This window comes from Streptomyces sp. NPDC047525, from assembly GCF_040643025.1.
Lineage (GTDB): Bacteria > Actinomycetota > Actinomycetes > Streptomycetales > Streptomycetaceae > Streptomyces > Streptomyces durmitorensis.
In genome coordinates this window covers 518,627-543,169 of sequence record NZ_JBEYTL010000006.1, presented here as the reverse complement: position 1 = coordinate 543,169, position 24,543 = coordinate 518,627, and the positions used below count along the sequence as shown (strand labels likewise).

21 protein-coding genes are annotated in these 24,543 nt (G+C 71.1%); 15 read left to right on the top strand and 6 right to left on the bottom strand.

Going from position 1 to position 24,543, the window contains the following annotated elements:
* Window positions 1-2 precede the first annotated feature (2 nt).
* Both ABZ833_RS20585 and ABZ833_RS20580 read right to left on the bottom strand, forming a co-directional pair.
* Window positions 3-1,337, bottom strand: coding sequence for an extracellular solute-binding protein (locus tag ABZ833_RS20585; RefSeq protein ID WP_361048611.1), 1,335 nt, complete (start codon window positions 1,335-1,337; stop codon window positions 3-5).
* A gap of 125 nt (window positions 1,338-1,462) precedes the next feature.
* Complete coding sequence (locus tag ABZ833_RS20580) at window positions 1,463-2,524, bottom strand: LacI family DNA-binding transcriptional regulator (RefSeq protein ID WP_361048609.1); 1,062 nt, start codon at window positions 2,522-2,524, stop codon at window positions 1,463-1,465.
* 416 nt (window positions 2,525-2,940) lie between these two features.
* Here ABZ833_RS20580 and ABZ833_RS20575 point away from each other — a divergent pair, with 416 nt between their 5' ends.
* From ABZ833_RS20575 to ABZ833_RS20560, 4 genes are all read left to right on the top strand, one after another.
* Entirely contained in the window at window positions 2,941-4,173 is a 1,233-nt protein-coding gene (locus ABZ833_RS20575) for a hypothetical protein (RefSeq protein ID WP_361048607.1), read from the top strand.
* A 262-nt stretch (window positions 4,174-4,435) separates the two neighbouring features.
* Window positions 4,436-5,428 (top strand): dihydroxyacetone kinase subunit DhaK, encoded by a 993-nt coding sequence (gene dhaK / locus ABZ833_RS20570; RefSeq protein WP_361048605.1) that lies wholly within the window; start codon window positions 4,436-4,438, stop codon window positions 5,426-5,428.
* A gap of 90 nt (window positions 5,429-5,518) precedes the next feature.
* Window positions 5,519-6,127, top strand: coding sequence for a dihydroxyacetone kinase subunit DhaL (gene dhaL / locus ABZ833_RS20565; RefSeq protein ID WP_361048603.1), 609 nt, complete (start codon window positions 5,519-5,521; stop codon window positions 6,125-6,127).
* Window positions 6,120-6,530, top strand: a complete 411-nt coding sequence (locus ABZ833_RS20560; RefSeq protein WP_361048601.1) for a PTS fructose transporter subunit IIA — start codon at window positions 6,120-6,122, stop codon at window positions 6,528-6,530. The genes dhaL and ABZ833_RS20560 overlap by 8 nt, the downstream gene beginning before the upstream one ends.
* Before the next feature lie 21 nt (window positions 6,531-6,551).
* Here ABZ833_RS20560 and ABZ833_RS20555 read toward each other — a convergent pair whose 3' ends face one another.
* Complete coding sequence (locus tag ABZ833_RS20555) at window positions 6,552-7,280, bottom strand: glycoside hydrolase family 75 protein (RefSeq protein WP_361048599.1); 729 nt, start codon at window positions 7,278-7,280, stop codon at window positions 6,552-6,554.
* A 233-nt stretch (window positions 7,281-7,513) separates the two neighbouring features.
* Between ABZ833_RS20555 and ABZ833_RS20550 the strand changes: the two genes are divergently transcribed.
* Window positions 7,514-8,500 (top strand): fibronectin type III domain-containing protein, encoded by a 987-nt coding sequence (locus ABZ833_RS20550; protein WP_361048597.1) that lies wholly within the window; start codon window positions 7,514-7,516, stop codon window positions 8,498-8,500.
* Between the two features lie 214 nt (window positions 8,501-8,714).
* Window positions 8,715-9,224, top strand: coding sequence for a hypothetical protein (locus ABZ833_RS20545; protein ID WP_249591652.1), 510 nt, complete (start codon window positions 8,715-8,717; stop codon window positions 9,222-9,224).
* 122 nt (window positions 9,225-9,346) lie between these two features.
* Here ABZ833_RS20545 and ABZ833_RS20540 read toward each other — a convergent pair whose 3' ends face one another.
* On the bottom strand, window positions 9,347-9,886 hold the full coding sequence (locus ABZ833_RS20540; RefSeq protein WP_361048595.1) for a PadR family transcriptional regulator: 540 nt from the start codon (window positions 9,884-9,886) through the stop codon (window positions 9,347-9,349).
* A 43-nt stretch (window positions 9,887-9,929) separates the two neighbouring features.
* Window positions 9,930-11,951, bottom strand: coding sequence for an NADPH-dependent 2,4-dienoyl-CoA reductase (locus tag ABZ833_RS20535; RefSeq protein WP_361048593.1), 2,022 nt, complete (start codon window positions 11,949-11,951; stop codon window positions 9,930-9,932).
* Between the two features lie 247 nt (window positions 11,952-12,198).
* On the opposite strand from ABZ833_RS20535, the gene ABZ833_RS20530 reads away from it, so the two are divergent.
* The 7 genes from ABZ833_RS20530 (at window position 12,199) to ABZ833_RS20500 (ending at window position 21,292) form a co-directional block, all read left to right on the top strand.
* Entirely contained in the window at window positions 12,199-13,491 is a 1,293-nt protein-coding gene (locus ABZ833_RS20530; protein WP_361048591.1) for an ABC transporter substrate-binding protein, read from the top strand.
* Window positions 13,492-13,525: 34 nt separating this feature from the next.
* Window positions 13,526-14,458, top strand: coding sequence for a sugar ABC transporter permease (locus ABZ833_RS20525; RefSeq protein WP_361048589.1), 933 nt, complete (start codon window positions 13,526-13,528; stop codon window positions 14,456-14,458).
* A gap of 32 nt (window positions 14,459-14,490) precedes the next feature.
* Window positions 14,491-15,318: a carbohydrate ABC transporter permease gene (locus tag ABZ833_RS20520; protein WP_361048587.1), complete on the top strand. Its 828-nt coding sequence runs from the start codon at window positions 14,491-14,493 to the stop codon at window positions 15,316-15,318.
* Between the two features lie 56 nt (window positions 15,319-15,374).
* Complete coding sequence (locus ABZ833_RS20515) at window positions 15,375-16,376, top strand: LacI family DNA-binding transcriptional regulator (RefSeq protein ID WP_361048769.1); 1,002 nt, start codon at window positions 15,375-15,377, stop codon at window positions 16,374-16,376.
* Window positions 16,377-16,436: 60 nt separating this feature from the next.
* Window positions 16,437-18,371, top strand: coding sequence for a cellulase family glycosylhydrolase (locus tag ABZ833_RS20510; RefSeq protein ID WP_361048585.1), 1,935 nt, complete (start codon window positions 16,437-16,439; stop codon window positions 18,369-18,371).
* A complete protein-coding gene (locus tag ABZ833_RS20505; protein WP_361048583.1) occupies window positions 18,368-20,674 on the top strand; it encodes a glycoside hydrolase family 3 N-terminal domain-containing protein in 2,307 nt (768 codons plus the stop codon). The genes ABZ833_RS20510 and ABZ833_RS20505 overlap by 4 nt, the downstream gene beginning before the upstream one ends.
* Before the next feature lie 99 nt (window positions 20,675-20,773).
* Window positions 20,774-21,292, top strand: a complete 519-nt coding sequence (locus ABZ833_RS20500; RefSeq protein WP_249591643.1) for a methylated-DNA--[protein]-cysteine S-methyltransferase — start codon at window positions 20,774-20,776, stop codon at window positions 21,290-21,292.
* 36 nt (window positions 21,293-21,328) lie between these two features.
* On the opposite strand, the gene ABZ833_RS20495 is transcribed toward ABZ833_RS20500, so the two are convergent.
* Window positions 21,329-22,099, bottom strand: a complete 771-nt coding sequence (locus ABZ833_RS20495) for an IclR family transcriptional regulator (protein ID WP_361048581.1) — start codon at window positions 22,097-22,099, stop codon at window positions 21,329-21,331.
* Window positions 22,100-22,330: 231 nt separating this feature from the next.
* On the opposite strand from ABZ833_RS20495, the gene ABZ833_RS20490 reads away from it, so the two are divergent.
* Window positions 22,331-23,491, top strand: a complete 1,161-nt coding sequence (locus ABZ833_RS20490) for a mandelate racemase/muconate lactonizing enzyme family protein (protein WP_361048579.1) — start codon at window positions 22,331-22,333, stop codon at window positions 23,489-23,491.
* A complete protein-coding gene (locus ABZ833_RS20485) occupies window positions 23,488-24,507 on the top strand; it encodes an alcohol dehydrogenase catalytic domain-containing protein (protein ID WP_361048577.1) in 1,020 nt (339 codons plus the stop codon). The genes ABZ833_RS20490 and ABZ833_RS20485 overlap by 4 nt, the downstream gene beginning before the upstream one ends.
* The last annotated feature ends 36 nt before the right edge of the window (window positions 24,508-24,543 follow it).

Sequence of the window (24,543 nt, the reverse complement as noted above, 5' to 3'; positions counted from 1 at the left end):
GGTCACTGGCTCTTCGCGACCTGGGTGACCGAACGGGTCACCTGCTCGGGCGACTTGGAGCCGGCGATCAGGGCGGCCACCGAGTCGTTGATCTCCTGGCCGACGGCGGGCGGGTACGCCTGGTCGAGGTAGAGCTGGAAGGCGGTGGCCTTGTCGACGGCTTCGGCGACGTCCTTGAGATTGCGGTCGGTCAGGGAGCTCTTGGCGTCCTTCACGACGGGCATGATCGCGGCCTCCGCCACGAGGATGCGGTCGGACTCGGCCGTCATGAAGAACTTCAGGAAGTCGACGGCTGCCTTCGGCGCCCCCTTGCGCACCGCGTAGCCGCCTCCTCCGCCGAAGATGTCAGTGCGGGCGCCCTTGCCGCCGGCGACCGCGGGGAACGGGAAGAAGTCGAGATCCTTGCCGATTCCCTTGCCCGCGTCGGCCTGCACGACGGGCCCCCACTGGCCCATCAGCTCCATCGCCGCCTTGCCGTTGCCCATGGCGGCCGCCTCCCCGGTGGGCGTGGAGTACGCGGCACCGAGGTGACCCTTCTGGAACGGCCGGAGCGATACGAGCTCCTTGAGGTGCTCGCCCGCCTTGACGAAGTCGTCGCCCGTGAAGTCCTGGGCGTCAGCGGCCTTCTGCATGCCGTCGACCCCGGCGATCCGCATGGACAGGTAGGCCCAGTAGTACATGCCGGGCCACTTCTCCTTGCCCGCGAGGGCGATGGGGGTGATCCCGGCGCTCTTCAGCTTCTTGACCGCGTCGAGGTAATCGGCCCAGGTCGCGGGCGGCGCCTTGATTCCGGCCTTGGCGAACAGCGCCTTGTTGTACCAGAAGCCCACCGCCCCGATCTCGAAGGGCACGGCGTACGTCTTCCCCTCGATCTGGTACGGCTTCAACGAAGCCGGCATGAGAGTGTCCGCCCAGGGCTTGATCGAGGGGGTCAGGTCCTCGACAAGACCGGCGTCGATCTGCTGCTCGAGTACACCGCCGCCCCAGGTGTGGTAGATGTCCGGCAGTTTTCCGGAACTGGTCAGCGCCGTCATCTTCGACTTGTAGGCGTCGTTCTCCAACGAGACGAGCTTGATGCGCACATCGGGATTCTCGGCCTCGAACGCCTTGGCCCGTTCGGGCCAGACGGACTGCGACGGCTCCGTGGTCTGGATGTGCCACCACTCCACGACGGTTCGGCCCTGGCTGTCGGTGGTGGTGGACCCTGAGTCCGAGCAGGCGGAGAGACCGGCCGCGCTCAGCCCCACCGCCGACGCGGTCGCCAGGACTCGGCGGCGGGAGAGAGCTGAGGACGCGGCGCCGGACGCGGACGTGACGGCTCGGTCGAAGGCTGGCATGGCGCACCTTCCGGAAGGTTTCCGAGAACTATCGGGAGACGGCCATGGAAATTACGGGCATGCGTAGGGGGTGTCAACGCCCCTGACAAAAAAGGGCGTTGACACCCCCGAAGTGTCCCGTTCCGCTATGCGCGGCGCGGCGCGGCGGTGCTCGCGCGGACCACCAGTTCGGTCGCCAGTTCCACCCGCGGCGAGGCCAGATCGACGCTCCGCGCGAGGTCGAGCAGCATCCGCGCCGCCAACTTGCCCATCTCGGACAGGGGTTGACGGACCGTCGTGAGCGGAGGCGAGGACCAGCGCACCTCCGGCAGGTCGTCGAAGCCAACGACGCTCATGTCCTCCGGCACCCGCAGGCCCCGACGGCGCAGCGCCTCGATCGCGCCGAGCGCCATCTGGTCGCTCGCGGCGAAGATCGCGGTCGGCGGTTCGTCGAGGTCCAACAGCCTCCCCGCGCCGGTGAATCCGGACTCGTGGTAGAAGTCACCAGGCATCACGAGCGCGTCGTCGACGTCGACCCCGGATACATCCAGCGCGGCCCGATAGCCGTCGAGCCGGGCCCGTGAGCACAGCAGCCGCGGAGGGCCCTGGATGAACCCGATCCGCCGGTGCCCGAGCTGGAGCAGATGCTCGGTGGCCGCCATCCCGCCCGCCCAGTTCGTGGCGCCCACGGTCGGCGCCTCGGTGGCGGGGGATCCGGCCGGGTCGATCACCACCAACGGCACTCCCAGGCGCTGCAGTTCGTCCTGGAGCCCGGGTTCGAGCACCGACGTCACGAGGATCACCCCGTCGGAGGCGCGGGCCCGCAGGTTGGTCATCCATTGCCGCGCGTCGCCCGCCCGGTCGTGGATCGCGGAGACCACCGTGCCCACGCTCGCCTCGTGCGCGACCTCCTCCACGCCCCGGATGATCTCGACGGCCCACGGACTGTCCAGGTCGTTGAAGACCAGGTCGAGCAGGGCCGCCCGGGCCCCGGGCGCGGTCGACCGGCGCCGGTAGCCGTGCCGGTGCAGCAGGTCCTCGATGCGGGCGCGGGTCGCGTGCGAGACGTCCGAGCGCCCGTTGACGACCCGCGAGACGGTCGGCACGGACACCCCGGCCTCCCGCGCGATCTCGGTGATCGTCACCTTCGCCACCCCATCCGGGCTCCCCGTGCCTGCCTTGCGCTGCGTGCGTTCCCCGGCCACCATCCCCACCTCCGTAGCTGTACGCCCGGAAAGCCTCCGGACGACTTCCGGAAACCGTAGGACATGCCGTCGGCCGCCCGCCGGTCACCCTGCCCTTCCGTCCGGCCCCTCGAACGTTCCGTGCGATGCGTGACGCCGTGCCACTGCCCGATTCGGCGGGCGCAGATCTCCCTGATGGGCTCACGCCACTTCCCCGCTGGGCTGCGGTGTCCACGACCGTCAGGGGGAAGCCTGCCCTTCCGGCGCGTTCCCGGCGCGGCGGTGACCATGGATGGATGAACACTGCAGAGCTGTTGGCGGACGCGTTCGATCGTGTCGTCGACGAGCGGTGGACGCCGCCCGTCACCCTCGGCGTCCGGCTGATCAGTGCTCGCGACGGCACAGGGGGCGGGCCTGGGCCGGTCCGTACAATCCCGGGAATGTCGATACCACGCGTCACCAGCCGGGTTGCTCTTGTCGCTGCTTGTGCGCTGCTCGCCGGGTGCGGAACGCAGGGGTCGCCCTCGGCCGACCCGGAGCCGAGTGGCTCCCGTTCCGGTGGAGGAGCCGCCCAGCGGGCCTGGGCGTACGAGTACGTCTCCGACGTCGATTCCGTCGGCAGCCAGGTGCTCGACATCGCGGCTGTGTCCGGGCGCGAGGCCTGGGCCATGGCGGCGCTCGGTGATCCCGGCGGCTCAGGTCCGCGGATGCAGATGCTGCGGTTCGACGGCTCACGGTGGCAGCGGTATGACCTGGAGTCTGATCTGCGTGACGCACTGGGCGGCGGCACGCTCAGTCCTGTGAGTCTGCACGCCGGTGCAGGCAGTGCCTGGCTGTTCGGGCGCGTTCACCACGGGCCGGGCACGTCCCCCACAGCGGTCGCCGCCCGGTACGACGGCGACCGCTGGGTGGCCGTCGCGCCGCCCAAGGCAGACGAGGTGGCGGGGGTCGCGGTGCTGGGGGCCTCGGACGTCTGGGTGCTCGGGCAGCCCAAGCAGCAGACTGCCTGGCACTGGGACGGGCATGGCTGGACCGCCACCCAGCTGCCTCTGGAAGCCCACGCCATCACGACGGAGACGGCCGGCGGGGATCTCAGGGTGGCCGGGAACGTCCCCAACCCGGAGGCGGACAAGGCTGATGAGACGGATCCGGACCATCCGAAGCCACGTCCTCTTCGGCTCGCGGCGGCGCGATGGGACGGGCGGCAGTGGCGTGCGGAGTCGATGCCGGACGTCGAGAGGGCGGATGCGGGGTTCCGCGGCTGCCGGACGCAGGTGCGCACGCTCGCCGCGCGGGGCGCCGAGGATGTGTGGGCGATGGGGATCGAGTACGGCCCCTACACCGGGCCCCGGTACACCCCTGTGGGCGATCGTCCCTGCGCTCTGCACTGGGACGGCAAGCGGTGGGGCACGTCGCGTTCCCTGCCTGCGGGGGTCCTCGACGCCAAGAGGGTGCGCGGCGCGGACGGCAAGGTGAGCCGCATCGCACGGCCGCCCTACGTCGCCGGGACCACCGGGAAGGTCACCGAGGTCGACAGGAAGCAGTCGTTCCGGCTGGCCGAGATCGTCCCGGTCCCGGGGACCGACGAGGCATGGGGCGTCGGCTCGGCCGGACTTGGAGCATTCGGCGAGGCGAACTTCAGCCGCGCCGTGATCGTGCGCTGTCGGCCCTAGCACGAGCGGCGGTGTACAAGGTCATCACACGGGGCAGCTGCCCCTGCGCGACGATTTGCCGCTCCTCGGTCATCCGCAGACCGCGGGCGACACTTCACAGCCGAACAGTCCGAGCACAGCCCGCGCCACCTGGTGCTTTTCCCTCGATAATGACCTCAAGTCCGGAGTGCGGAACCGCCAAGATCGAGAATTAGACATACCTGGCCTGACCTGCAAAGACACAGCCCAGAGGCTCAACCGCTCATCTCACCAGGAGGTACCCATGAAGATGCTGATCAACGTGGCGGAGACAGTCGTCGCGGACGCGTTGCGGGGCATGGCGGCCGCGCATCCCGACTTGACGATCGACGTGGAGAACCGCGTGATCGTGCGCAGGGACGCTCCCGTCGCCGGGAAGGTCGCCCTCGTCTCCGGCGGGGGCTCCGGGCATGAGCCGCTGCACGGCGGGTTCGTGGGGCCGGGGATGTTGTCGGCCGCCTGCCCCGGTGAGGTGTTCACCTCGCCCGTGCCCGATCAGATGGTGCGCGCCGCTGCCGCCGTGGACAGCGGGGCGGGGGTGCTGTTCATCGTGAAGAACTACACGGGGGACGTCCTCAACTTCGACATGGCCGCCGAGCTCGCCGAGGACGAGGGCATCCAGGTCGCCAAGGTGCTCGTCAATGACGACGTGGCCGTCACCGACAGCCTGTACACGGCCGGGCGGCGCGGCACCGGTGCGACGCTGTACGTCGAGAAGATCGCTGGGGCGGCGGCCGAGGAGGGCATGCCGTTGGAGCGGGTCGAGGCGATCGCGCGGCAGGTGAACGAGAACTCGCGGAGTTTCGGGGTCGCGCTGAGCGCCTGTTCCACGCCCGCCAAGGGCAGCCCGACCTTCGATCTGCCCACCGGCGAGCTGGAGTTGGGCGTCGGGATCCATGGTGAGCCCGGACGTGAGCGGCGCGCGATGATGACGTCCAGTGAGATCGCGGACTTCGCCGTGGACGCCGTACTGGAGGATCTCCGTCCGCGTAACCCCGTGCTCGTGCTCGTCAACGGCATGGGGGCCACTCCCCTGCTCGAGCTGTACGGCTTCAATGCCGAGGTCCAGCGTGTCCTCGCCGAGCGCGGCGTCGTCGTGGCGCACACGCTGGTCGGCGACTACGTGACCTCGCTGGATATGGCCGGGGCCTCCGTGACCCTGTGTCAGGTCGACGAGGAGCTGCTGCGGCTCTGGAACGCCCCGGTCCGTACCGCCGGGCTTCGGTGGGGTGTCTGATCCGCGGTCGTCACCCCGCCCACCCCGTCGCCCCTCACCCCGAACGACTCAGTCTCTCTGCCCAACTGTTCTACCGCGCAAGGAGTTTCCGTGCTCGATGCCGCATTCTTCCGTCAGTGGCTGACCTCCGCCGCCGCACTCGTCGACCGGGAGGCGGAGCGGCTCACCGAGCTGGACTCGCCGATCGGTGACGCCGACCACGGCAGCAATCTGCAGCGCGGGTTCGCCGCCGTGGCGGCCACCCTGGAGAAGGACGCGCCCACCACGCCGGGGACCGTACTCACCCTGGCGGGGCGGCAGCTGATCTCGACCGTGGGGGGTGCGTCGGGGCCGCTGTACGGGACGTTGCTCCGGCGTACCGGCAAGGCCCTCGGTGATGCCGCCGAGGTCAGCGAGCAGGAATTCGCCGACGCGCTGCGCACCGGCGTCGACGCCGTCGGCGCGCTGGGCGGCGCCGTGCCCGGCGACAAGACCATGCTGGACGCCCTCGTCCCCGCGGTCGACGCGCTCTCGGAGTCGTTCGGCGCGGCGCGCGACGCGGCCAACGAAGGCGCCCTCGCCACGACGCCCCTGCAGGCGCGCAAGGGGCGGGCCAGTTATCTGGGCGAGCGCAGCATCGGGCACCAGGATCCCGGGGCGACCTCGTCGGCGCTCCTGTTCGACGCCCTCGTGCAGACCGCGGAGGCCGGCCGTGAGTGACGACAAGCTGGTCGGCATCGTCCTCGTCTCGCACAGCGGTGCCGTCGCCGAATCCGTCGCCGCGCTGGCCACGGGGCTCGCGGGCGGCGGGTCGACCGCGCCCGTGGCCGCCGCGGGCGGCACCGAGGACGGCGGCCTCGGCACGAGCTCGGAACTCATCGCCCAGGCCGCCGCGAAGGTGGACCGCGGCGCGGGCATCGCGATCCTCACCGACCTGGGCAGCGCGGTCCTCACCGTGAAGGCGCTGATCGCCGAGGGCGACGAGCTCCCCGATGGCGCCCGCCTGGTGGACGCCCCGTTCGTCGAGGGCGCGGTCGCGGCGGTGGTGGCCGCGTCGGCGGGCGCCGATGTCGACGCGGTGGAGGCCGCGGCCGCGGAGGCGTACTCCTACCGGAAGGCGTGAGAAACCCGCCGGGCGATCCGGTCAGTTCTGCCGGAGGAACTGCCGGGCCAGCGCGTCACCTCGGGTGACCGCGGCCCGGTGGCTCTGGATGGGCGACGCCTTGGGCCCCTTGAAGACGAGGTAGGTGACGCCCGCGTCGGTGCCGCCGGACCTGGGGTCGGCGCGGATGCCGAGCGACTTCGCCGCCGCGTAGGACGCCTCGCCGATGAGGCCGGTGGGGCCGGTGTCACCGACGACGGCGTACAGGACCTTCCCCTGGTGGATCACGGCGGCCACCGAGCCTCCCGTGATGCCGTGCGCCGCGTGGTTCCAGCGGCGGCTCGCGCCCGGCACGACGATGTACGGGAGGCGCTCCGCGCTCAGCTGGCGGCCGTTGGATTCCTGGAACGCGGTGGCGTGGAAGAACAGCGGATCCGTGCGCCGGTTGCAGGCCTTGCTCGGCCGGCCGTCGCAGTCGATGTCCATGTCGGCCTTCCAGAACACCGCGCCCCGCTTGCCGCAGACGGGGATGTTCGCGCGGGTGCCGTCGTCCGTACGGTACTTGCCGCGCGAGATCTGTTTGCAGGATCCGACCTTGGCGAGAAGCGCCGAAGCGCTCACACTCCCTTCCCGGGCGGCCGAACCCCCTTTGTTCTCCGCTGACTCGCGCGGCGGTGCGCTCTCCTGCGGAAACGCCGCGGCGGGCAGGGACACAGGGGCCAGCAGGGCAGCTCCGGCCGCCACGGCGAGCGCCGTCGTTCTGGTTCGCACGAGAAAGGGCCTTTCCTGGGAGGAACTGACGGTTGGTCGGATGAGCCGAGGCAGTCGGCCCGAGCTCGTGACCAGACATCCCAATCTGTCCCGGGTCGTACACCTCGGTCACCGCTCAGGGCCCGGACGGCGGACGCGCACACCCTCTCGAAGTGCGGCCCGCCTCTTGATGTGCACTCGACACCACTGTCAAATAGGTCCGGACCAATGCCGCCCGAGTGGAAGGCACGACCGTGCGACGGACCCCCCACCTGTCCACCCCTCTCTCCGCCCTCCTCCTTGCCACCACCTGCACCCTCACCTCCTGCGCCTGGGGCGGCGGCCAGGACACGAAGGACGTGCAGCCCCCGGCCGCCCCCCGAGGCGTCACCGTCCAGGCGGGCAGCGCCACCACCGCCCACGTCATGTGGAACCAGGCCACGGACGACACGGAAGTCACCGGTTACGACGTGTACCGGGGCGCCACCAGGGTCGAGCGTGTGCCGAGCGCCAAGCACATGGTGGACGTCGTCGGCCTGAAGCCGTCCACGGCCTACACCTTCACCGTCCGCGCCCGTGACGCCGAGGGGAACGTCAGCCCTGCCAGCAGGAAGCTGACGGTGACCACGCCCGCCGCGGCCGCCGCGGACCGCGAACCGCCGTCCCGGCCCGGCTCGCCCCGGGGCGCGACCGAGGGGAGCCGGGCGGTGACGCTGTCCTGGGGTGCCTCGAAGGACGACAAGGGCGTCGCCTCGTACGAGATCTATCAGGGCACGTCGAAGATCCACAGCGTGGCCGGGAGCGAGCGCGAGACCCTCGTCACCGGGTTGCGGCCTGGCACGGCCTACCGCTTCACCGTCAAGGCGCTCGACGCGGCCGACAACGCGTCACCCGCGAGCCGCGCCGTCCGCCTGACCACCGCGGCGGGCCGGGACGACGGGCGGGGCACGGCGCCGACGGACTTCCGCGCGAAGACCCGCCACGCCGACGGGGCGTACTACATCGACCTGGCCTGGACACCGCCGCACACCGGCGGCGCGGTGGCGGAGTACCAGATCCACCTCGACGGCAAGACGGCCACCTCGCTGGTGTTCGGCGGTGCGGCGCCCCGGAAGAAGGCCACGCACACCTTCTACGTGGGCAAGAAGCCGGGGGACACGCACCGCGTGAAGCTCCGGGCCAAGCTCCCCGACGGGACATGGGGCGGCTACTCCGCCGAACGGACGGTCACCATCGGCTGAAGCCCAGAGGGCGACAGACGCCCAGAAGGCCACGGACGCCCATGACGCCGGGTCAGCTGTCGGCCGTACGAAGGATTCCGTCACCTGCCCGGTGGCTGTCCGCATGCGGCATCGGCGAAGGGCACGTTGGCTCGTCGTCAGGTAGCACGGGCGCTCCCCGACCCCCGGCGGCGCATGGGATGTACCGCCTCCCGTGCCACCGGAGGGCAGACTCATGCGTACCACTCAGATATTCGTCCGCGCCGGCCTGACCATCGCCGCCGCTGCTGCACTTCCGCTGGCACTGACCGCTCCGTCGGCGTTCGCCGCCGGAGGAATCACGGTCACCGCCACGGGATCGACGGTCACGGTCACCACCGCGGCCTGCGTCAACGGAGGCGACGCCTCGCTGATGAGCAACGGCCAGTCCAGTTTCGCCCAAGGAAGGCAAGTGGAACTGACGGGCGGCAGCGCCTCCTGGCAGAACGTCAGCACCGGCGTCCATACGGTGGCTGTGGTCTGCGAGGACGGTTCGGCGGCCGGCTCCCAGACGGTCACCGTCGGGGCATCGCCGACCACCTCGTCCACGACGGCGCCCGCGCGCGGCGTCCGGGGCGGTCTCGGCGGTGGCAGCGAGGACTACGGCACGCTCACCCTCGCCGCGGGCGGGGCCCTCGTGGCCCTGGCCGGCGTCGGTGGTGGCACCTGGTACCTGCGCCGCCGCGGCGCGCAGCACCGGCTCTGATCCAGATCCAGGGATCCAGGGCCACGAGGAAAGCGGCTGCCGCCGGTCCCGACTCACGTCGGGCCGGCGGCAGCCGTCTTTGACATTCGCACCAGGCGCCAGGCACCAGGCACGAACGAACGTCAGGCGTCCGGCGCCCCGAGCTCCTCCAGCGTCCGCTCCAGCCACTGCGTCCAGAACGTCTCCAGATCGATCCCGGCCCGCAGCACCACATGCCTCAGCCGGTCCTCCACCGCGTCCTTGCCCGGCGGGAAGTCCCGCTTCTCGATCTCCTCGTACTCGGCCAACTGCCGCCGGTGCAGGGCGAGATGGCGGTGCAGGTCCGCCTCGATGCCCTCCGTGCCGACGACCGCCGCCGCCCGCAGGCGCAGCAGCAGCGTGTCCCGCAGCGGCTTGGGGTCCTGGCTCGCGGCCGTCCAGCGGGCCAGCTCGGCACGGCCCGCGGGCAGGACCTCGTACTCCTTCTTCTGCCCGCGGGTCGCCTGCTGCTGCTCAAGGGCGCGGATGGCCCCGTCCCGCTCCAGTTTCCCCAGCTCGCGGTAGATCTGCTGGTGCGTGGCCGACCAGAAGTAGCCGATCGACTTGTCGAACCTGCGGGTGAGCTCCAGCCCGGACGAGGGCTTCTCCATCAGGGCGGTGAGGATCGCGTGCGGGAGTGACATGGCGGCCATCCTAGGTACGGCGTCCCGGGGCGGACGCCCGGTGTCACAGCGCCGCGGCCAGCTCCGTGCCCTGCTTGATGGCGCGCTTGGCGTCCAGCTCGGCCGCCACGTCCGCGCCCCCGATGAGGTGCGCGCTGTGCCCGGCGGCCAGCAGCTCCTCGTACAGGTCGCGGCGCGGGTCCTGGCCGGAGCAGAGGACGACCGTGTCGACGGGGATGACCGTGGACTGTCCGTCGACCGTGACGTGCAGACCCGCGTCGTCGATCAGGTCGTAGCTCGCGCCCGCGACCATGGTGACGCCGCGGTGGCGCAGCTCGGTGCGGTGGATCCAGCCCGTGGTCTTGCCGAGGCCCTGGCCGACCTTGGACGTCTTGCGCTGCAGGAGGTGCACCTGGCGCGGCGGGGTGGGGCGGTCGGGCTCGGTCAGGCCGCCGCGGTCCTTGTAGTCCATGTCGACGCCCCACTGACGGAAGTACGTCGCCGGGTCCAGGCTGGCCTTGTCGCCGCCGTCGGTGAGGTACTCCGCGACGTCGAAGCCGATGCCGCCCGCGCCGATGATCGCGACCCGCTCCCCCACGGGCGCGCTGTCGCGCAGCACGTCGAGGTAGCCGACCACGCTGGGGTGGTCGATGCCGGGGATCTCGGGGGTGCGGGGCGTGACTCCGGTGGCGACGACCACCTCGTCGTACGCAGCCTTCGCCAGCCCTTCCGCCGTGGCGCGGGTGTTCAACTGGACGTCCACGCCGTGCCGTTCGAGCTGCGTGCGGTAGTAGCGCAGGGTCTCGTCGAACTCTTCCTTGCCGGGGACCTTGCGGGCGACGTTGAGCTGACCGCCGATCTCGGACGCCGCGTCGATGAGCGTGACGGCGTGGCCGCGCTCGGCCGCGGAGACCGCGAAGGCAAGACCGGCCGGGCCCGCGCCCACGACGGCGACGCGCTTCTTGGTGCGGGTCGGCGCGAGGACCAGCTCGGTCTCGTGGCAGGCGCGCGGGTTCACCAGGCAGGAGGTGATCTGCAGGTTGAAGGTGTGGTCCAGGCAGGCCTGGTTGCAGCCGATGCAGGTGTTGATGGCGTCGGAGTCCTCGGCCTGCGCCTTGGCGACGAAGTCCGGGTCGGCCAGGAGCGGGCGGGCCAGGGACACCATGTCGGCGGCGCCGTCGGCGAGCAACTGCTCGGCGATCTCAGGGGTGTTGATGCGGTTGGTGGTGACGAGCGGCACGGAAACCTCGCCCATGACCTTCTTCGTGACGAAGGTGTACGCGCCGCGCGGCACCGACGTCGCGATGGTGGGGATGCGCGCCTCGTGCCAGCCGATGCCGGTGTTGATGATCGTGGCGCCCGCGGCCTCGATCTCCTTGGCGAGGTGGACGACCTCTTCGAGGGTCGAGCCGCCGGGGACGAGGTCGAGCATGGAGAGGCGGTAGATGATGATGAAGTCCGCGCCGACGCGCTCGCGTATGCGCCGGACGATCTCGACGGGGAAGCGGATGCGGTTCTCGTAGGCGCCGCCCCAGCGGTCCTCGCGCTGGTTGGTGGGGGCCGCGATGAACTCGTTGATCAAGTAGCCCTCGGAGCCCATGACTTCGACGCCGTCGTAGCCCGCGAGCTTGGCGAGCTCGGCGGCGCGCACGAAGTCCTCGATGGTCTGCTCGACCTCGTCGTCCGTGAGGGCGCGGGGCACGAAGGGGCTGATCGGCGCCTTGATCGCGCTCGGCGCGACGAGGCCCTCGTGGTAGGCGTACCGCCCGAAGTGCAGGATCTGCATGGCGATCTTGCCGCCCGCGGCGTGCACGGCCGCCGTGACGCCCGCGTGCTCCTGGGCCTCCGCCTCGGTGGTCAGCTTGGCGCCGCCGTCCCAGGGGCGGCCGAGCTCGTTCGGGGCGATGCCGCCGGTGACGATGAGGCCGACACCGCCGCGCGCACGGGTCGCGTAGAACTCCGCCATCCGCTCGAAGCCGTTCGGCGCCTCTTCCAGGCCCACGTGCATGGATCCCATCAGGACCCGGTTGGGCAGGGTGGTGAAGCCCAGGTCGAGCGGGTTCAGCAGGTTCGGGTAGCGGCTCATGCGGGCCCTCCGTACGCGGTGTGTCGTCACGACAGTTCTAGAGGACGCCGACCCCTTGTGCAACTAGTTGCATAAAGACGTGGCGGGCGCCACTTCGGCGCAGCGCACCCCCAGGTGACCGTTTTGACCGGAATGCCGGAAGATTCACCGTGCGCAACAGGGGATTGACCATTCAACGAAGCACTCCTACGCTCCTCGCACCCCCGCAGGTATATCGATTAACCGCCCTGGTTGGAGACATCCCGCTGTGCGCTCAACGATGAGTCGGCGCGGCTTCCTCGCCGCAGGTTCAGGCCTGGCCGCCGCCACCACCCTGCCCGCCCTCGCCGGCTGTTCCACGCTGGCGTCGGCGGATTCCGATCCCGACACGCTCGTGGTGCACAGCCAGCTCGGCACCACCGCTCCGGGCTCGCCCACGTACCTGTCCGCCCTCGACGCCTTCCGGGACGAGAATCCCGGCCTGAAGGTGAAGAACCTCGTCAACGGCGACGACCTCGCGCAGGTCTACGAGACCTCCCGGCTTGCCCGCAAGGAGCCGGACGTCGTCATGGTGAACCTCTACGACAAGACGCTGGCCTGGACCGATGTCGGGGCGACCGTCGACGTCAAGGCGTACATGGACGACTGGGGCCTGCGAAAGCGGGTCCTGCCCGTCGCCCTCGACGCCTGGACCGACGGCAAGGGCCGCCTTCGGGCCTTCCCGTACTTCGCCACCAACTGGCCCGTCGCGTACAACACCGCGCTGCTCCACAAAGCCGGTGTCGACGAGATACCCACCACCGGCGACCAGCTGATATCCGCCGCCCGCAAGCTCCGCGCCAAGGGCATCGCACCGGTGACCGTCGGCGGCAACGACTGGACGGGCCAGAAGCTCCTCGCCCAGATCATCCAGACGTTCCTCTCCCCCGACGAGGCGCGGAAGGTGTTCACGAGCGGCGACTTCAGCGGCAGCAGGGGCGCACGCGAGGGCATCGAGTACTTCGCCGCCCTGCGTGACGCGGGCGTCTTCGCCGACAAGGCACAGGGCCTGACGTCCGACACGATGACGACGCAGTTCAACACCGAGGCCGCCGCCATCGAGTCCGCGATGTCATCCGCGCTCGCCAAGGTCCCTCAGAAGGTCGCCCGGCACACCGAGGTCGGCGGCTGGCCGCTCGCGCCGGACGCCGCGCACGCCAAGCCGACGATCCTGCGGACGTACACCCTCATCGGCTTCTGGATCAGCCCGAACGGCACGAAGAAGCTGGACGCCGTCGAGAAGTTCCTGCGCTTCATGTACCGCGAGGACACCGTCTCGCGCTTCATCAAGGAGTCCGGCCGCGACATGGCCCTGCGCTCCGACACCCTCAGCACGGACTTCCCGCTCGTCGCCGAGGCGCAGAAGCTCGGCACCGACGTCAGCCAGGCCCTGCTGCCCGACCTGTACGTCCCGCCGGCCGCGACGCAGCCGCTGATCACCGCGACGAGCACGGCGTTCACGCGCGGCACGAGCCCCGCCAAGGTGCGCTCCGTCCTCGAAGCCGCGTACCGCACCGCATGAGCCGCCCGTCCGAGCCTTCTGGGAGTCACCAGCGATGACGACAATGACGTCGACGCCGGGCGGGACGAAGGTCCGCCCCGCACCGTCCGAGCCACCCGTCCGCAAGCGCCGCCGCGAGGGCGGCACGATCCTCGCCGTCCCTGCCCTGGTCTGGTACCTGGTCTTCATGGTCGGCCCGATGGTCGCGATCTTCGTGATCGCGGCCCTGCACTGGCCGGGCATGCTCCAGCCCGTCTCGTTCGCCGGGCTCGACAACGTCCGTACGGTCTTCGACGACCCGGTGTTCTGGGACGCCGTGCGCAACACGGCGGTCCAGCTCGCCGTCGCGCTGCCGATCATGATCGTGTGCGCGTACATGCTGGGCTACTACGTGGCGCAGAAGCCGCCGGGCCACCGGGTCCTGCGCTACCTGCTCTTCATCCCCGGCCTGATCTCCACCCCGGCCAAGGCGATGGTGTTCTACGCGGCGCTCTCCCCCGACGGCCTGGTCAACGGCGCGCTGAAGTCGGTGGGCCTCGGCTCGCTGACCGACGCCTGGCTCGCCTCCCCCTCCACGGCCCTCGCGTGTCTGATCGTGCTCGACATCTGGGGCGGCATCGGCTTCACCGCCGTCCTGTTCGCCGCCCGGCTCGGCAGTGTGCCCGAGGAGATCGGCGAGGCGGCGCAGCTGGACGGCGCCGGGCACTGGCGGACGATGTGGGGCGTGCACTTCCCGGTCATCCGCGAGTACGTGGGCGTGGTGACGATGCTCCAGTTCCTCTGGACGTTCTTCGGCTCCGCACAGCACGTCCTGCTGCTCACGCAGGGCGGGCCCGGCAGTTCGTCGACGACGCTCTCCTTCCTCGTCTACCAGAAGGCGTTCATCGCGGCCGACCTCGGCTACAGCCAGACGGTGGGCGTGATCCTCTTCCTGGTCGGTCTCGTCGGTCTGCTCACCATCCGCCGCGCGTTCCGCCAGAACTACTGACGCCGCACGACCCCCGATTGGAGCCGGTCACCTTGAAGCACGGAAAGTCCTGGCTGCCCGCGCACATCCTGGCGTGGGCGTACGCGGCGCTGCTCGTCGTCCCCCTCTATTACCTGCTCGCCTCCGCCTTCAAGACGAACGAGCAGATCTTCGCCAGCCCCTTCTCCCTCCCCACCTCGCTGTCGTTCGGCAATTTCGGCACGGCCTTCGAGAGCGCCGATCTGGGGCTCGCGGTCTTCAACTCGGCGCTGGTGACGGCCTTCTCGCTCGCGCTGACGCTGGCACTCGCGATCCCGGCGGCGTTCGCCATCGCCCGCGCCACGGGCCCGCTCGGCGCGTTCGTCGAGAAGGTCTTCTCGCTGGGCTTCCTCATCCCGACGTTCGCCGCGCTCTTCCCGACGTTCCTGCTGGCCGCGGCGACCGGCCTGTTCCACACCCGCCTGTTCATGGTGCTGTTCCTGCCCGCGACCGCGATGCCGCTGTCCGTCGTCATCCTGGTGCAGTTCATGCGGACCATCCCCAAGGAGATGGAGGAGGCGGCCCGGATGGACGGCGCCTCCACGTTCGCGGTCCTGCGCCACGTCTATACGCCGATGTGTCTGCCCGGCATCGCGACGGTGCTGCTCCTGAACTTCCTGACGTTCTGGAACGAATACCTCTACTCGCTCGTGATCATCGGCCCCGACCCGTCCCAGCGCACCGTCCAGGTCGCCCTGCCCACCCTGAAGTCCCTCACGGGGACGGATTACGGGGTGCTGACCGCCGGTACGGTTCTGACTCTCGTACCGGTATGGGCCGTCTACACGGTGCTGCAGAAGCGGATGCAGCAGGCCCTCGTCAGTGGGGCGGTGAAGATGTGAGCGGGTCGGAGACATCTCGCAGGGACAACAGCAGGGACAGCGGCGCGCGTCCGACGATCAAGGCGGTCGCCGCGGCGGCCGGGGTCTCCACGGCCGCCGTCTCGCAGGCCTTCAACGCCAAGGGCCGCATCTCCGAGGCCACCCGGCGCCGCATCCTGGACGCCGCCGCCGAGCTCGGCTGGTCGCCGAGCGCCACTGCGACGGCCCTGCGCAGCGCGCGGACGCGCACGCTCGCCCTCGTGGTGCGCCGCCCCACGGACGTGCTCGGCGCCGACCCGCACTTCAGCGAGCTGATCACCGGCCTTGAGGGCGAACTGGCCCCACGTGGCTACGGCTTGCTGCTCCACCTGGTCACGGACGTGGCCGAGGAGAGTGCGCTCTACGAACGCCTTGCCGCCGAGGGCCGCGTCGACGGAGCCGTCCTGACCGACGCCCGCGCCGACGATCCGCGCCCGCCGCTCCTGCGGGGCCTCGGCCTGCCCGCCGTGCTGCTCGGCGCGCCCCGGCCGGACGCGCTCGTGCCCACCGTGGGCCTGGGCAACCAGGGCGCCGGCATACACGAAGCCGTCGACCACCTCATGGAGCTCGGTCACCGGCGCATCGCCTATGTGTCGGGGCCCGGCGAGCTGCTGCACACGGGGCTGCGCCGCGCGGTCTTCGAAGAGACCTTGCTGCTCAAGGGAGCCCGGCCCGCTGCCGTCCTGAGCACCGACTTCTCCGAGGCGGCGGCCGTCGCCGCGACCGAGGAGCTGCTCGGCATGGCGGAGCGTCCCACCGCCGTCATGTACGCCAATGACTCCATGGCGGTGTGCGGCATCGGCGCGGCCCAGCGCGCCGGCCTTCGCGTCCCGGACGACCTGTCCGTCGTCGGCTACGACAATCTCCCCATCGGCCGCTGGCTCCATCCGCGTCTGACGACCGTCGACCAGCAGGTGCAGCGGGTCGGTGCCGCCGCCGCGCGTGCGCTCCTTGCGCAGTGCGGCGAGGACGTGCCGCCCGCGGCGCTCGACGACCGGCCACGGCTCGTCGTCCGCGAGTCGACCGGGCCCGCCGACTGACCTCCGCCCTCCGCTCCTGATCACCTCTTCACCCCCGTACGGAAAGACCTGAGTACCACCATGCGACGCCACAGCGCCCACCTCACCCATGACTCCGCCGTCCTGCCCTGGATAGGCGCCAACTTCTGGTCCCGCACCGGCGGTCCGCTGATGTGGCGGAACTACGACCCGAAGACCGTCCGCGAGGAACTGGCCGTGCTGCGCGAGCACGGCCTGACGATGACCCGCTCCTTCTTCTACTGGCCGGACTTCCACCCCGAACCGCACCGCATCGACGAGGAGTTGTGCGAGCGCTTCCGTGACTTCCTCGACGCGCACACCGAGTTGGGGATGGGCACCGTGCCGACCTTCATCGTCGGGCACATGTCCGGCGAGAACTGGGACCCGGCGTGGCGCGGGGACCGCGACCTCTACGAGGACGTGTGGCTGGTCGGCCGCCAGGCGTGGTTCGTCTCGCAGATGACGCGCCGCTTCAAGGACCACGCGGCGGTCACCGGCTGGCTCATCACCAACGAGATGCCGGGCTACGGCCGCATCTACCAGGTGGACCCGCCCTCCAGCGATGTCGTCACCGCCTGGGCGCAGTTCATGTGCGACGCGGTGCGCGCGGCGGGCGGCACGCAGCCGGTGTCGCTCGGCGACGGCGCGTGGGGCATCGAGGTGACCGGCCGCGACAACGGCTTCTCGCTGCGGGACACGGCCGAGTACGTCGATTTCGTGGGCCCGCACGTGTACCGCTCCGACACCGACCGCGTACGTCAGCACTACCGCGCCGCGTTCGAGTGCGAGCTGGCGGCGGTCACCGGACAGCCGGTGATCCTGGAGGAGTTCGGGCTCTCGACGGACACCGTGTCCGCACAGAACGCGGGCATCTACTACCGCCAGACGCTCCACAACTCCCTCCTCGGCGGCGCGACCGGCTGGATGGCCTGGAACAACACCGACTACGACGATCTGTGGGACCAGTCGCCGTACGACCACCACCCCTTCGAGATGCACTTCGGCATCACCGACAGCAAGGGAGCCCCGAAGGCGCCGCTCGTCGAACTCGCCGCGTTCTCCAAGGTGTTGGAGCAGGTGGACTTCGCGCGCTGCCGCCGTTCGGACGCGGACGCGGCGCTCGTGGTGCCCGCGTTCCTGGAGCGCGGCTACCCCTACAGCCGCCCCGCCGACCGGCCCCTGATCTTCACGTCCCTCCACCAGGGTTACGTCGCCGCGCGCGGGGCCGATCTCCCGGTGAGCCTCACGCGGGAGGCGGACGGGATGCCCGGCGACGCGGCGCTCTATCTCCTGCCGTCCACCCGGCAGTTGACCACCCGGACGCGGCGCGAGCTGGAGCGGCGGGCCCGCGAGGGCGCCACCGTGTACCTGTCGTTCTGCTCCGGCGAGCACCCCGGCACGCGCGGCCCGTGGTTCGACGATCTGGACGGGCTCTTCGGCGTCGAGCTCCAGCTCACCTACGGGGTGGCCGAACCCATCGAGGACGACGTCCTGGAGATGACCTTCACGGAGGAGTTCGGCGGCATCCCGGCGGGCGAGACACTCCGCTTCCCCGTCGCGGGCAACGAGGACAGCCGCGCCTATCTGCCGGTCGTCCCGACAGGGGCGCGGGTCGTGGCGAAGGACGCGCACGGCCGCCCCGCGCTCCTGGTCCACGAGACGGGGCGCGGCCGTACGGTCCTTGCCACCTACCCGCTGGAGCACATGGCCGCGCGCACGGCCCGCGTCAACCCGGAGCAGACGCACCGGCTGTACGCGGCGCTGGCCCAACTGGCCGGTGTGGAGCGGACGGTGACGGTGGACAGTCCCTACGTCTCGGCGGACGTCCTCGTCCACGAGGACGGGCGGCGGTTCGTGTGGCTGGTCAGCCAGTCGGACGAGGAGCTGACGGTGCGTCCGACGGTGGACGGTTCGCTGCACGACCTGGTGACGGGTGAGGCGGTGGAGGAGGCGCGGCTCGCCCCGTTCGGCGTGCACGTCCTTCAGCAGCGATGAGCGAGCCGCTGTACCGGGACGCGGACGCTCCGGTCGCCGACCGGGTGCGCGACCTGCTCTCCCGGATGACGCTCACCGAGAAGGTGGGCCAGGTCAACCAGCGGATGTACGGCTGGCACGCGTACGAGCGGACGCCCGGCCCCCGGGGAGGCCACCGCCTGACGGACGCCTTCCGCGCCGAGGTCGCCGCGTTCGACGGGATGGGCGCGCTGTACGGACTGCAGCGTGCCGACCCGTGGTCGGGGGTGACGTTCGCGGACGGCATCACGGCCGCGGACGCGGCCCGGGTCGCCGACTCGGTGCAGCGGCATGTCATGTCGAGCACCCGGCTCGGCATTCCGGTCCTGATGGTCGAGGAGGTCCCGCACGGCCACCAGGCCCTGGACGGCACGGTGCTTCCGGTGAATCTCGCGGTGGGCGCGACCTGGGACCCGGACCTGTACGAGGCCGCCGCGGCGGGTGCGGCGGCTGAACTGCGCGCCCGGGGCGGCCATGTCGCCCTCGTCTCGGCGCTCGACCTCGTCCGGGATCCGCGCTGGGGACGCGCGGAGGAGTGCTTCGGCGAGGACCCGTACCTGGCGGCGCGCTTCACGCAGGCGCTGGTGCGGGGCATGCAGGGTGACGGTCCCGCCTTCGCCCCCGACCGCGCGGCGGTCGTGCTCAAGCACTTCGCCGGGCAGGGCGCGACGGTGGGCGGCCGCAACAGCGCGGCCACGGAGCTCGGCCCGCGCGAACTCCACGAGATCCACCTGGTGGCGGCGCGGGCCGGGGTCCGCGCCGGGGCCGCGGGTGTCATGGCCGCGTACAACGAGTACGACGGCCTGCCGTGCGCGGCCAGCCGAGAGCTGCTCACCGGCCTGCTGCGCGAGCGCTGGGGGTTCACCGGTCTGGTCATGGCCGACGGGTGCGCCCTCGACCGGCTCGTACGCCTCGCCGGTGACCCGGTGGCGGCGGGCGCGCTCGCCCTGGGCGCGGGCACGGACCTGAGCCTGTGGGACGGCTGCTTCCCGCGGCTCGCGGAGGCGGTGGAGCGTGGCCTGATCTCCGAGGACGCCCTGGACGCGGCGGTCGCCCGCGTCCTGGCGCTGAAGTTCCGCCTGGGCCTCTTCGAGCGGCCCTACGTCGACGAGACCGCCCACCACAGGCCCCAGCAGGCCGAGTTGAGTGAACGCCTGGCCCGCGAGTCCGTGGTCCTGCTGAGCCATGACGGGTCGACGCTCCCCCTGGCGGAGCCCTCCCGCATCGCCGTCATCGGCCCCAACGCCGACGCGCTCCCCCAGCAGCTCGGCGACTACACCGCGCCGCAGCGCCCCGGCACCGGGCTCACCGTCCTCGACGGCATCAGGGCGGTGGCGCCGCCGGGCACCGAGGTGGCGTACGCGCGGGGCTGCGATCTTGTCGGCGGCGACCAGGGCGGGGTCGCGGAAGCCGTGGCACTCGCCGCCGGTGCCGATACCGCCGTCCTCGTGCTCGGCGGGTCGAGCGCGCGGGAGGCCGACACCCGCTTCGACAGCAATGGGGCCGCTGTCGTGGCTTCCGGCGCTCCGGCGGGCATGACGTGCGGCGAGGGTGTCGACCTCGCCGAACTGGCGCTGCCGGATGGGCAGTTGGCACTGCTCGATGCCGTGGCCGCCACCGGTACGCCCGTCGTCGTGGTCCTCGTCCAGGGTCGGCCGCATGCCGTGCCGGAGCTTTCCGGGCGGGCCCGTGCCGTGCTCTGTGCCTGGTATCCGGGGCCGTGGGGAGGGCGGGCGGTCGCCGACGTGCTCTTCGGGCGCGCGGAGCCCGTGGGGCGTCTTCCCGTCTCCGTGCCGCGCTCGGCGGCCCAGCTCCCGGTGTTCTACAACGCCAAGGATCACGGCTACCGGGGCTACGTGGACCAGCCCGCCACCGCGCTCCACGCCTTCGGTCACGGCCTCTCGTACACGACCGTCGAGTACGAGGGGCCCCGGCTCTCCCGCACGCAGGCTCCGGTCGGCGATCCGGCGCTCACCTGCACGGTCGCCGTGACGAACACGGGTGCGCGGGCGGTGCGGGAGACCGTGCAGCTCTATGTGCGCCGGGTCGCGGGCTCGAGCTCCTGGCCGCGCGTCCGTGAGCTGCGCGGATTCGCCCGCATCGACCTGGATCCCGGCGAGCGGGCCGAGGTCGCCTTCGTCGTCGACGCGGATACGCTGGCCTCGCTGGACCGCGCCCTGGAGTACGTCGTGGAGCCGGGCGAGGTCCTCCTGGAGACGGGCCCCTCATCGGATCGCACACGCTGCGCCCGGCTGACCCTGACGCCGGCCGCGACACCCGGGTGAGCGCCACGTCCGAATCCCGCCAGCCGCGCGCCCGCGAAGACCGCAGACTTGTGGATGTCACCGGGCCACCAGGGAGCACGGGACACTAGGGAGCAACTGATGACCAAGGTCATGGCGAAGGCCGTCTACACGACCGTCGACAGCCCGCTGGGCGAGCTGCTGCTGGTGGGCGAGGAGTCGGCCACCGCGAACGGCGGCACCGCGCTGGCCTCGCTGTCCCTGCCGGGGCAGAAGGGCGGCGCCGTCGTGCGGGACGGGTGGGTGCGCGACGACGAGGCCTTCGCCGTGATCGCCGGGCAGTTGCGCTCGTACTTCGAGGGGACGCGTCGGCACTTCGACATCGAGTACGTGAGCGGCGTCGGCACCGACTTCCAGGAGCGGGTCTGGCACGCCCTCGACACGCTCCCGTACGGCACGACCACCTCGTACGGGAAGCTCGCCGAGCAGCTCGGCATCTCGCGCGCCGCGGTCCGCGCCCTGGGCACGGCGATCGGGCGCAACCCGCTGCTCGTCGTCCGCCCCTGCCACCGGGTCCTCGGCGCCGACGGCTCACTGACCGGCTACGCGGGCGGCCTGGAGGCCAAGCAGCTGCTCCTGGACCTGGAGTCGAAGAACTAGCCCGGGGCCGAAGAAGGCCAGCCCCGAGTCGAAGGTCTAGCGTCCGCCCCGGTGCCCCAGGCGCTCCGAGAGATCGCCCGCCCCCTTGGCGGCCAGCTCTGCCAGTTCGTCCTCGCGCTGCTCGCTCCAGCGGATCATCGGCACGGAGATGGACAGCGCCGCGACGACGTGGCCCGCGCTGTCGCGGACCGGGGCCGCCACGCAGCTCACGTCCGGGTTGGACTCGCGGTGTTCGGCCGCGACCCCGCGCTCGCGGACCTCGGCGAGCGCTGCCAGCAGTGCGTCCGGCTCCGTGATGCTGTTCTGGGTCATCGCCACCAGCTCCCGTCCCGCGAGCCGGGTCTCGAGCTCGGCCGGGGGCAGTGAGGCGAGCAGCATCTTGCCCACCGACGTGCAGTGCGCGGGCAGTTTGCGGCCCGCGGCGGAGACCATGCGGACGGCGTGCGTGGAGTCCACCTTGGCGATGTAGATGACGTCCGTGTCCTCCAGGACCGCCACGTGGACCGTCTCGTCGCAGGTCTCGGCGACCTCGCGCGCCACCTGCTGGCCCTCGGCGGCCAGGTCGAGCTGTTCCGCGTACCGGCTGCCGAGCTGGTAGGCGCGGACACCGAGGCGGTAGCGGCCCGTCTGGTCCGGGATCTGGACAAGGTACGAACGGGCGGCGAGGGTGGTGAGCAGTTCGTGCACGGTGGTGCGCGGCAGCTGGAGTCTGCGAGTGACCTCGGGGGCGGACAGTGTCCCGTCGCCCTCCAGGAACAGCTCCAGTATGTCCAGCGCCCTGGTCACCGCTGGAACCAGTCGTCCCATGGTCGGCCTCCCACCCCGTGCGTCCGAAGCTGCGTCCGAAACTTCGGTCAACGATCGATATGACGAACACAGGCTAGACACAGCGAGGTTCGACGCGCAACGGCCTGAGGGTCACCTGTGGGTCCAAGACCGTTTCGCGCGACCCATTGACACCCTGCCGCCTGCGTGAATACGGTCACGCCAACATTTCGAACGTGTGACGAAATACCGAACAACCAAGGGGCAACTGCCTTGCGTATTACGGGAATCAGCACGCACGTGGTGGGGACGCCGTGGCGCAATCTCACCTACGTCCAGGTCCATACCGACGAAGGCCTCACCGGCGTCGGCGAGACCCGCATGCTCGGCCGCACCGACGCGCTGCTCGGCTACCTCCAGGAGGCGGCGGCCAACCACATCGTGGGGTCCGACCCGTTCGCGGTCGAGGACCTCGTGCGGAAGATGAAGTACGGCGACTACGGCCGGGCCGGCGAGATCGTCATGTCGGGCATCGCCTGCGTGGAGATGGCCTGCTGGGACATCAAGGGCAAGGCCCTGGGCGTGCCGGTCTGGCAGCTGCTCGGCGGGAAGGTGACCGACAAGGTCAAGGCGTACGCCAACGGCTGGTACACCACCGAGCGCACCCCGGAGGCGTACCACAAGGCCGCTCGGGCCGTGGTCGAGCGGGGCTACCGCGCCCTGAAGATCGACCCGTTCGGGACCGGGCACTTCGAGCTCGACCAGGCGGGCACGTCCTACGCGGTCTCGCTGATCGAGGCGGTGCGGGACGCGATCGGCCCGGACGCCGAGCTGATGCTGGAGATGCACGGGCGGTTCAGCCCGTCCACGGCCGTGCGCCTGGCGAAGGACATGGCGCCGTTCCGGCCGGCCTGGCTCGAGGAGCCGGTGCCGCCGGAGAACCTCAAGGCGCTGGAGAAGGTCGCCGCCAAGGTGGACATGCCGATCGCCACGGGTGAGCGCATCCACGACCGGATCGAGTTCCGCGAGCTCTTCGAGTCCCAGGCCGCCGACATCATCCAGCCGGACCTCGGCCACATCGGCGGCATCCTGGAGACCCGCAAGCTGGCCGCGACCGCGGAGACGCACTACACGCTGATCGCCCCGCACAATGTGGGCGGCTCCGTGCTCACCGCGGCCTCGCTCCAACTCGCCGCCTGCACACCCAATTTCAAGATCCTCGAGCACTTCAACGACTTCGCGGACGCGGAGATCAAGAAGGTGGTCAAGGGCGCGCCCCAGGTGGTCGACGGCTACTTCGAGGTGTCGCACGAGCCGGGCCTCGGCGTCGAGCTCGACACGGACGCGGCGGCCGAGTTCCCGCAGCAGCAGGCGCGGTTCGACCTGTGGGCCGAGGGCTGGGAGAAGCGCGCCCCCAAGGCGGCGGGGAAGTGAGCACCGGCTCACGCGCGATCGTCGTCGACCGGCCGGGCTCCCACCGGCTCACGGTCGGGGCGCCGCCCGAGCCGGGACCCGGTGAGGTCCTGGTCCGGGTGGCGGCCGCCGGGATCTGCATGAGCGACCGCGAGGTCTACGACGGTCACCGGGACGCCGCCTATGTGCGCTATCCCGTGATCCCCGGGCACGAGTGGTCCGGCACCGTCGAGGCCACCGGCGAGGGCGTCGACCCGGCGCTCGCCGGGCAGAAGGTCGTCGCCGAGGGGTTCCGCGCCTGCGGCACCTGCGAGCGGTGCCGGTGCGGCGAGACGAGCCTGTGCGGCGGCGGGTACGCGGAGACCGGGTTCACCGAGCCCGGCGCCTTCGCCGACCATGTGGCCGTACCCGCCCGTCTGTTGCATCTCCTGCATCCGGACGCGGACCTGGCCGCCGCCGCCCTGCTCGAACCCGCCGCGGTGATCGCCGGCGCGGTGCGGACGGGGCGACCGAGGCCCGGCGAGCGGATCGCGGTGGTCGGCGCGGGCACCCTCGGGATGCTCGCGGTGCAACTCCTCGCCGCCTCGTCGCCCGGCGAGCTGTCCGTGATCGACCCGCGGGCCGAACGTGGCAGGCAGGCACTGGACTTCGGGGCGAGCGAGAGTCTGACGCCCGCCGAATCGGAGGCGTACCACGGTCGTTTCGACCTGGTCGTGGAGACCGCGGGCGCGCCGAGCACGGCCGCTTCCTCGTGCCTGCTCGCGCGCAGGGGCGGCCGGGTGGTGCTGACCGGCATGTTCACGCCCGGCGCCGTCGGCATCGATCCGGTGCATCTCTCGCTGAGCCAGCTGGAGGTGCGCAGTGTCTTCGGCGCGCCGTCCTCCGCCTGGTCGGACGCGGTGCGGGCGTTCGGGCTCGGTCTGCTCGACCCGGCCCCGCTCATCACGCACGAGTTCCCCCTTGAGCAGTTCGGCGAGGCCGTCGCGCTGGTCGGCGGCGGTGACCCGAAGACCGGGAAGGTGCTCCTGCGCCCCTGACCCACCGGGGAGTCGTGGCCGTACCGCCGTGCACCC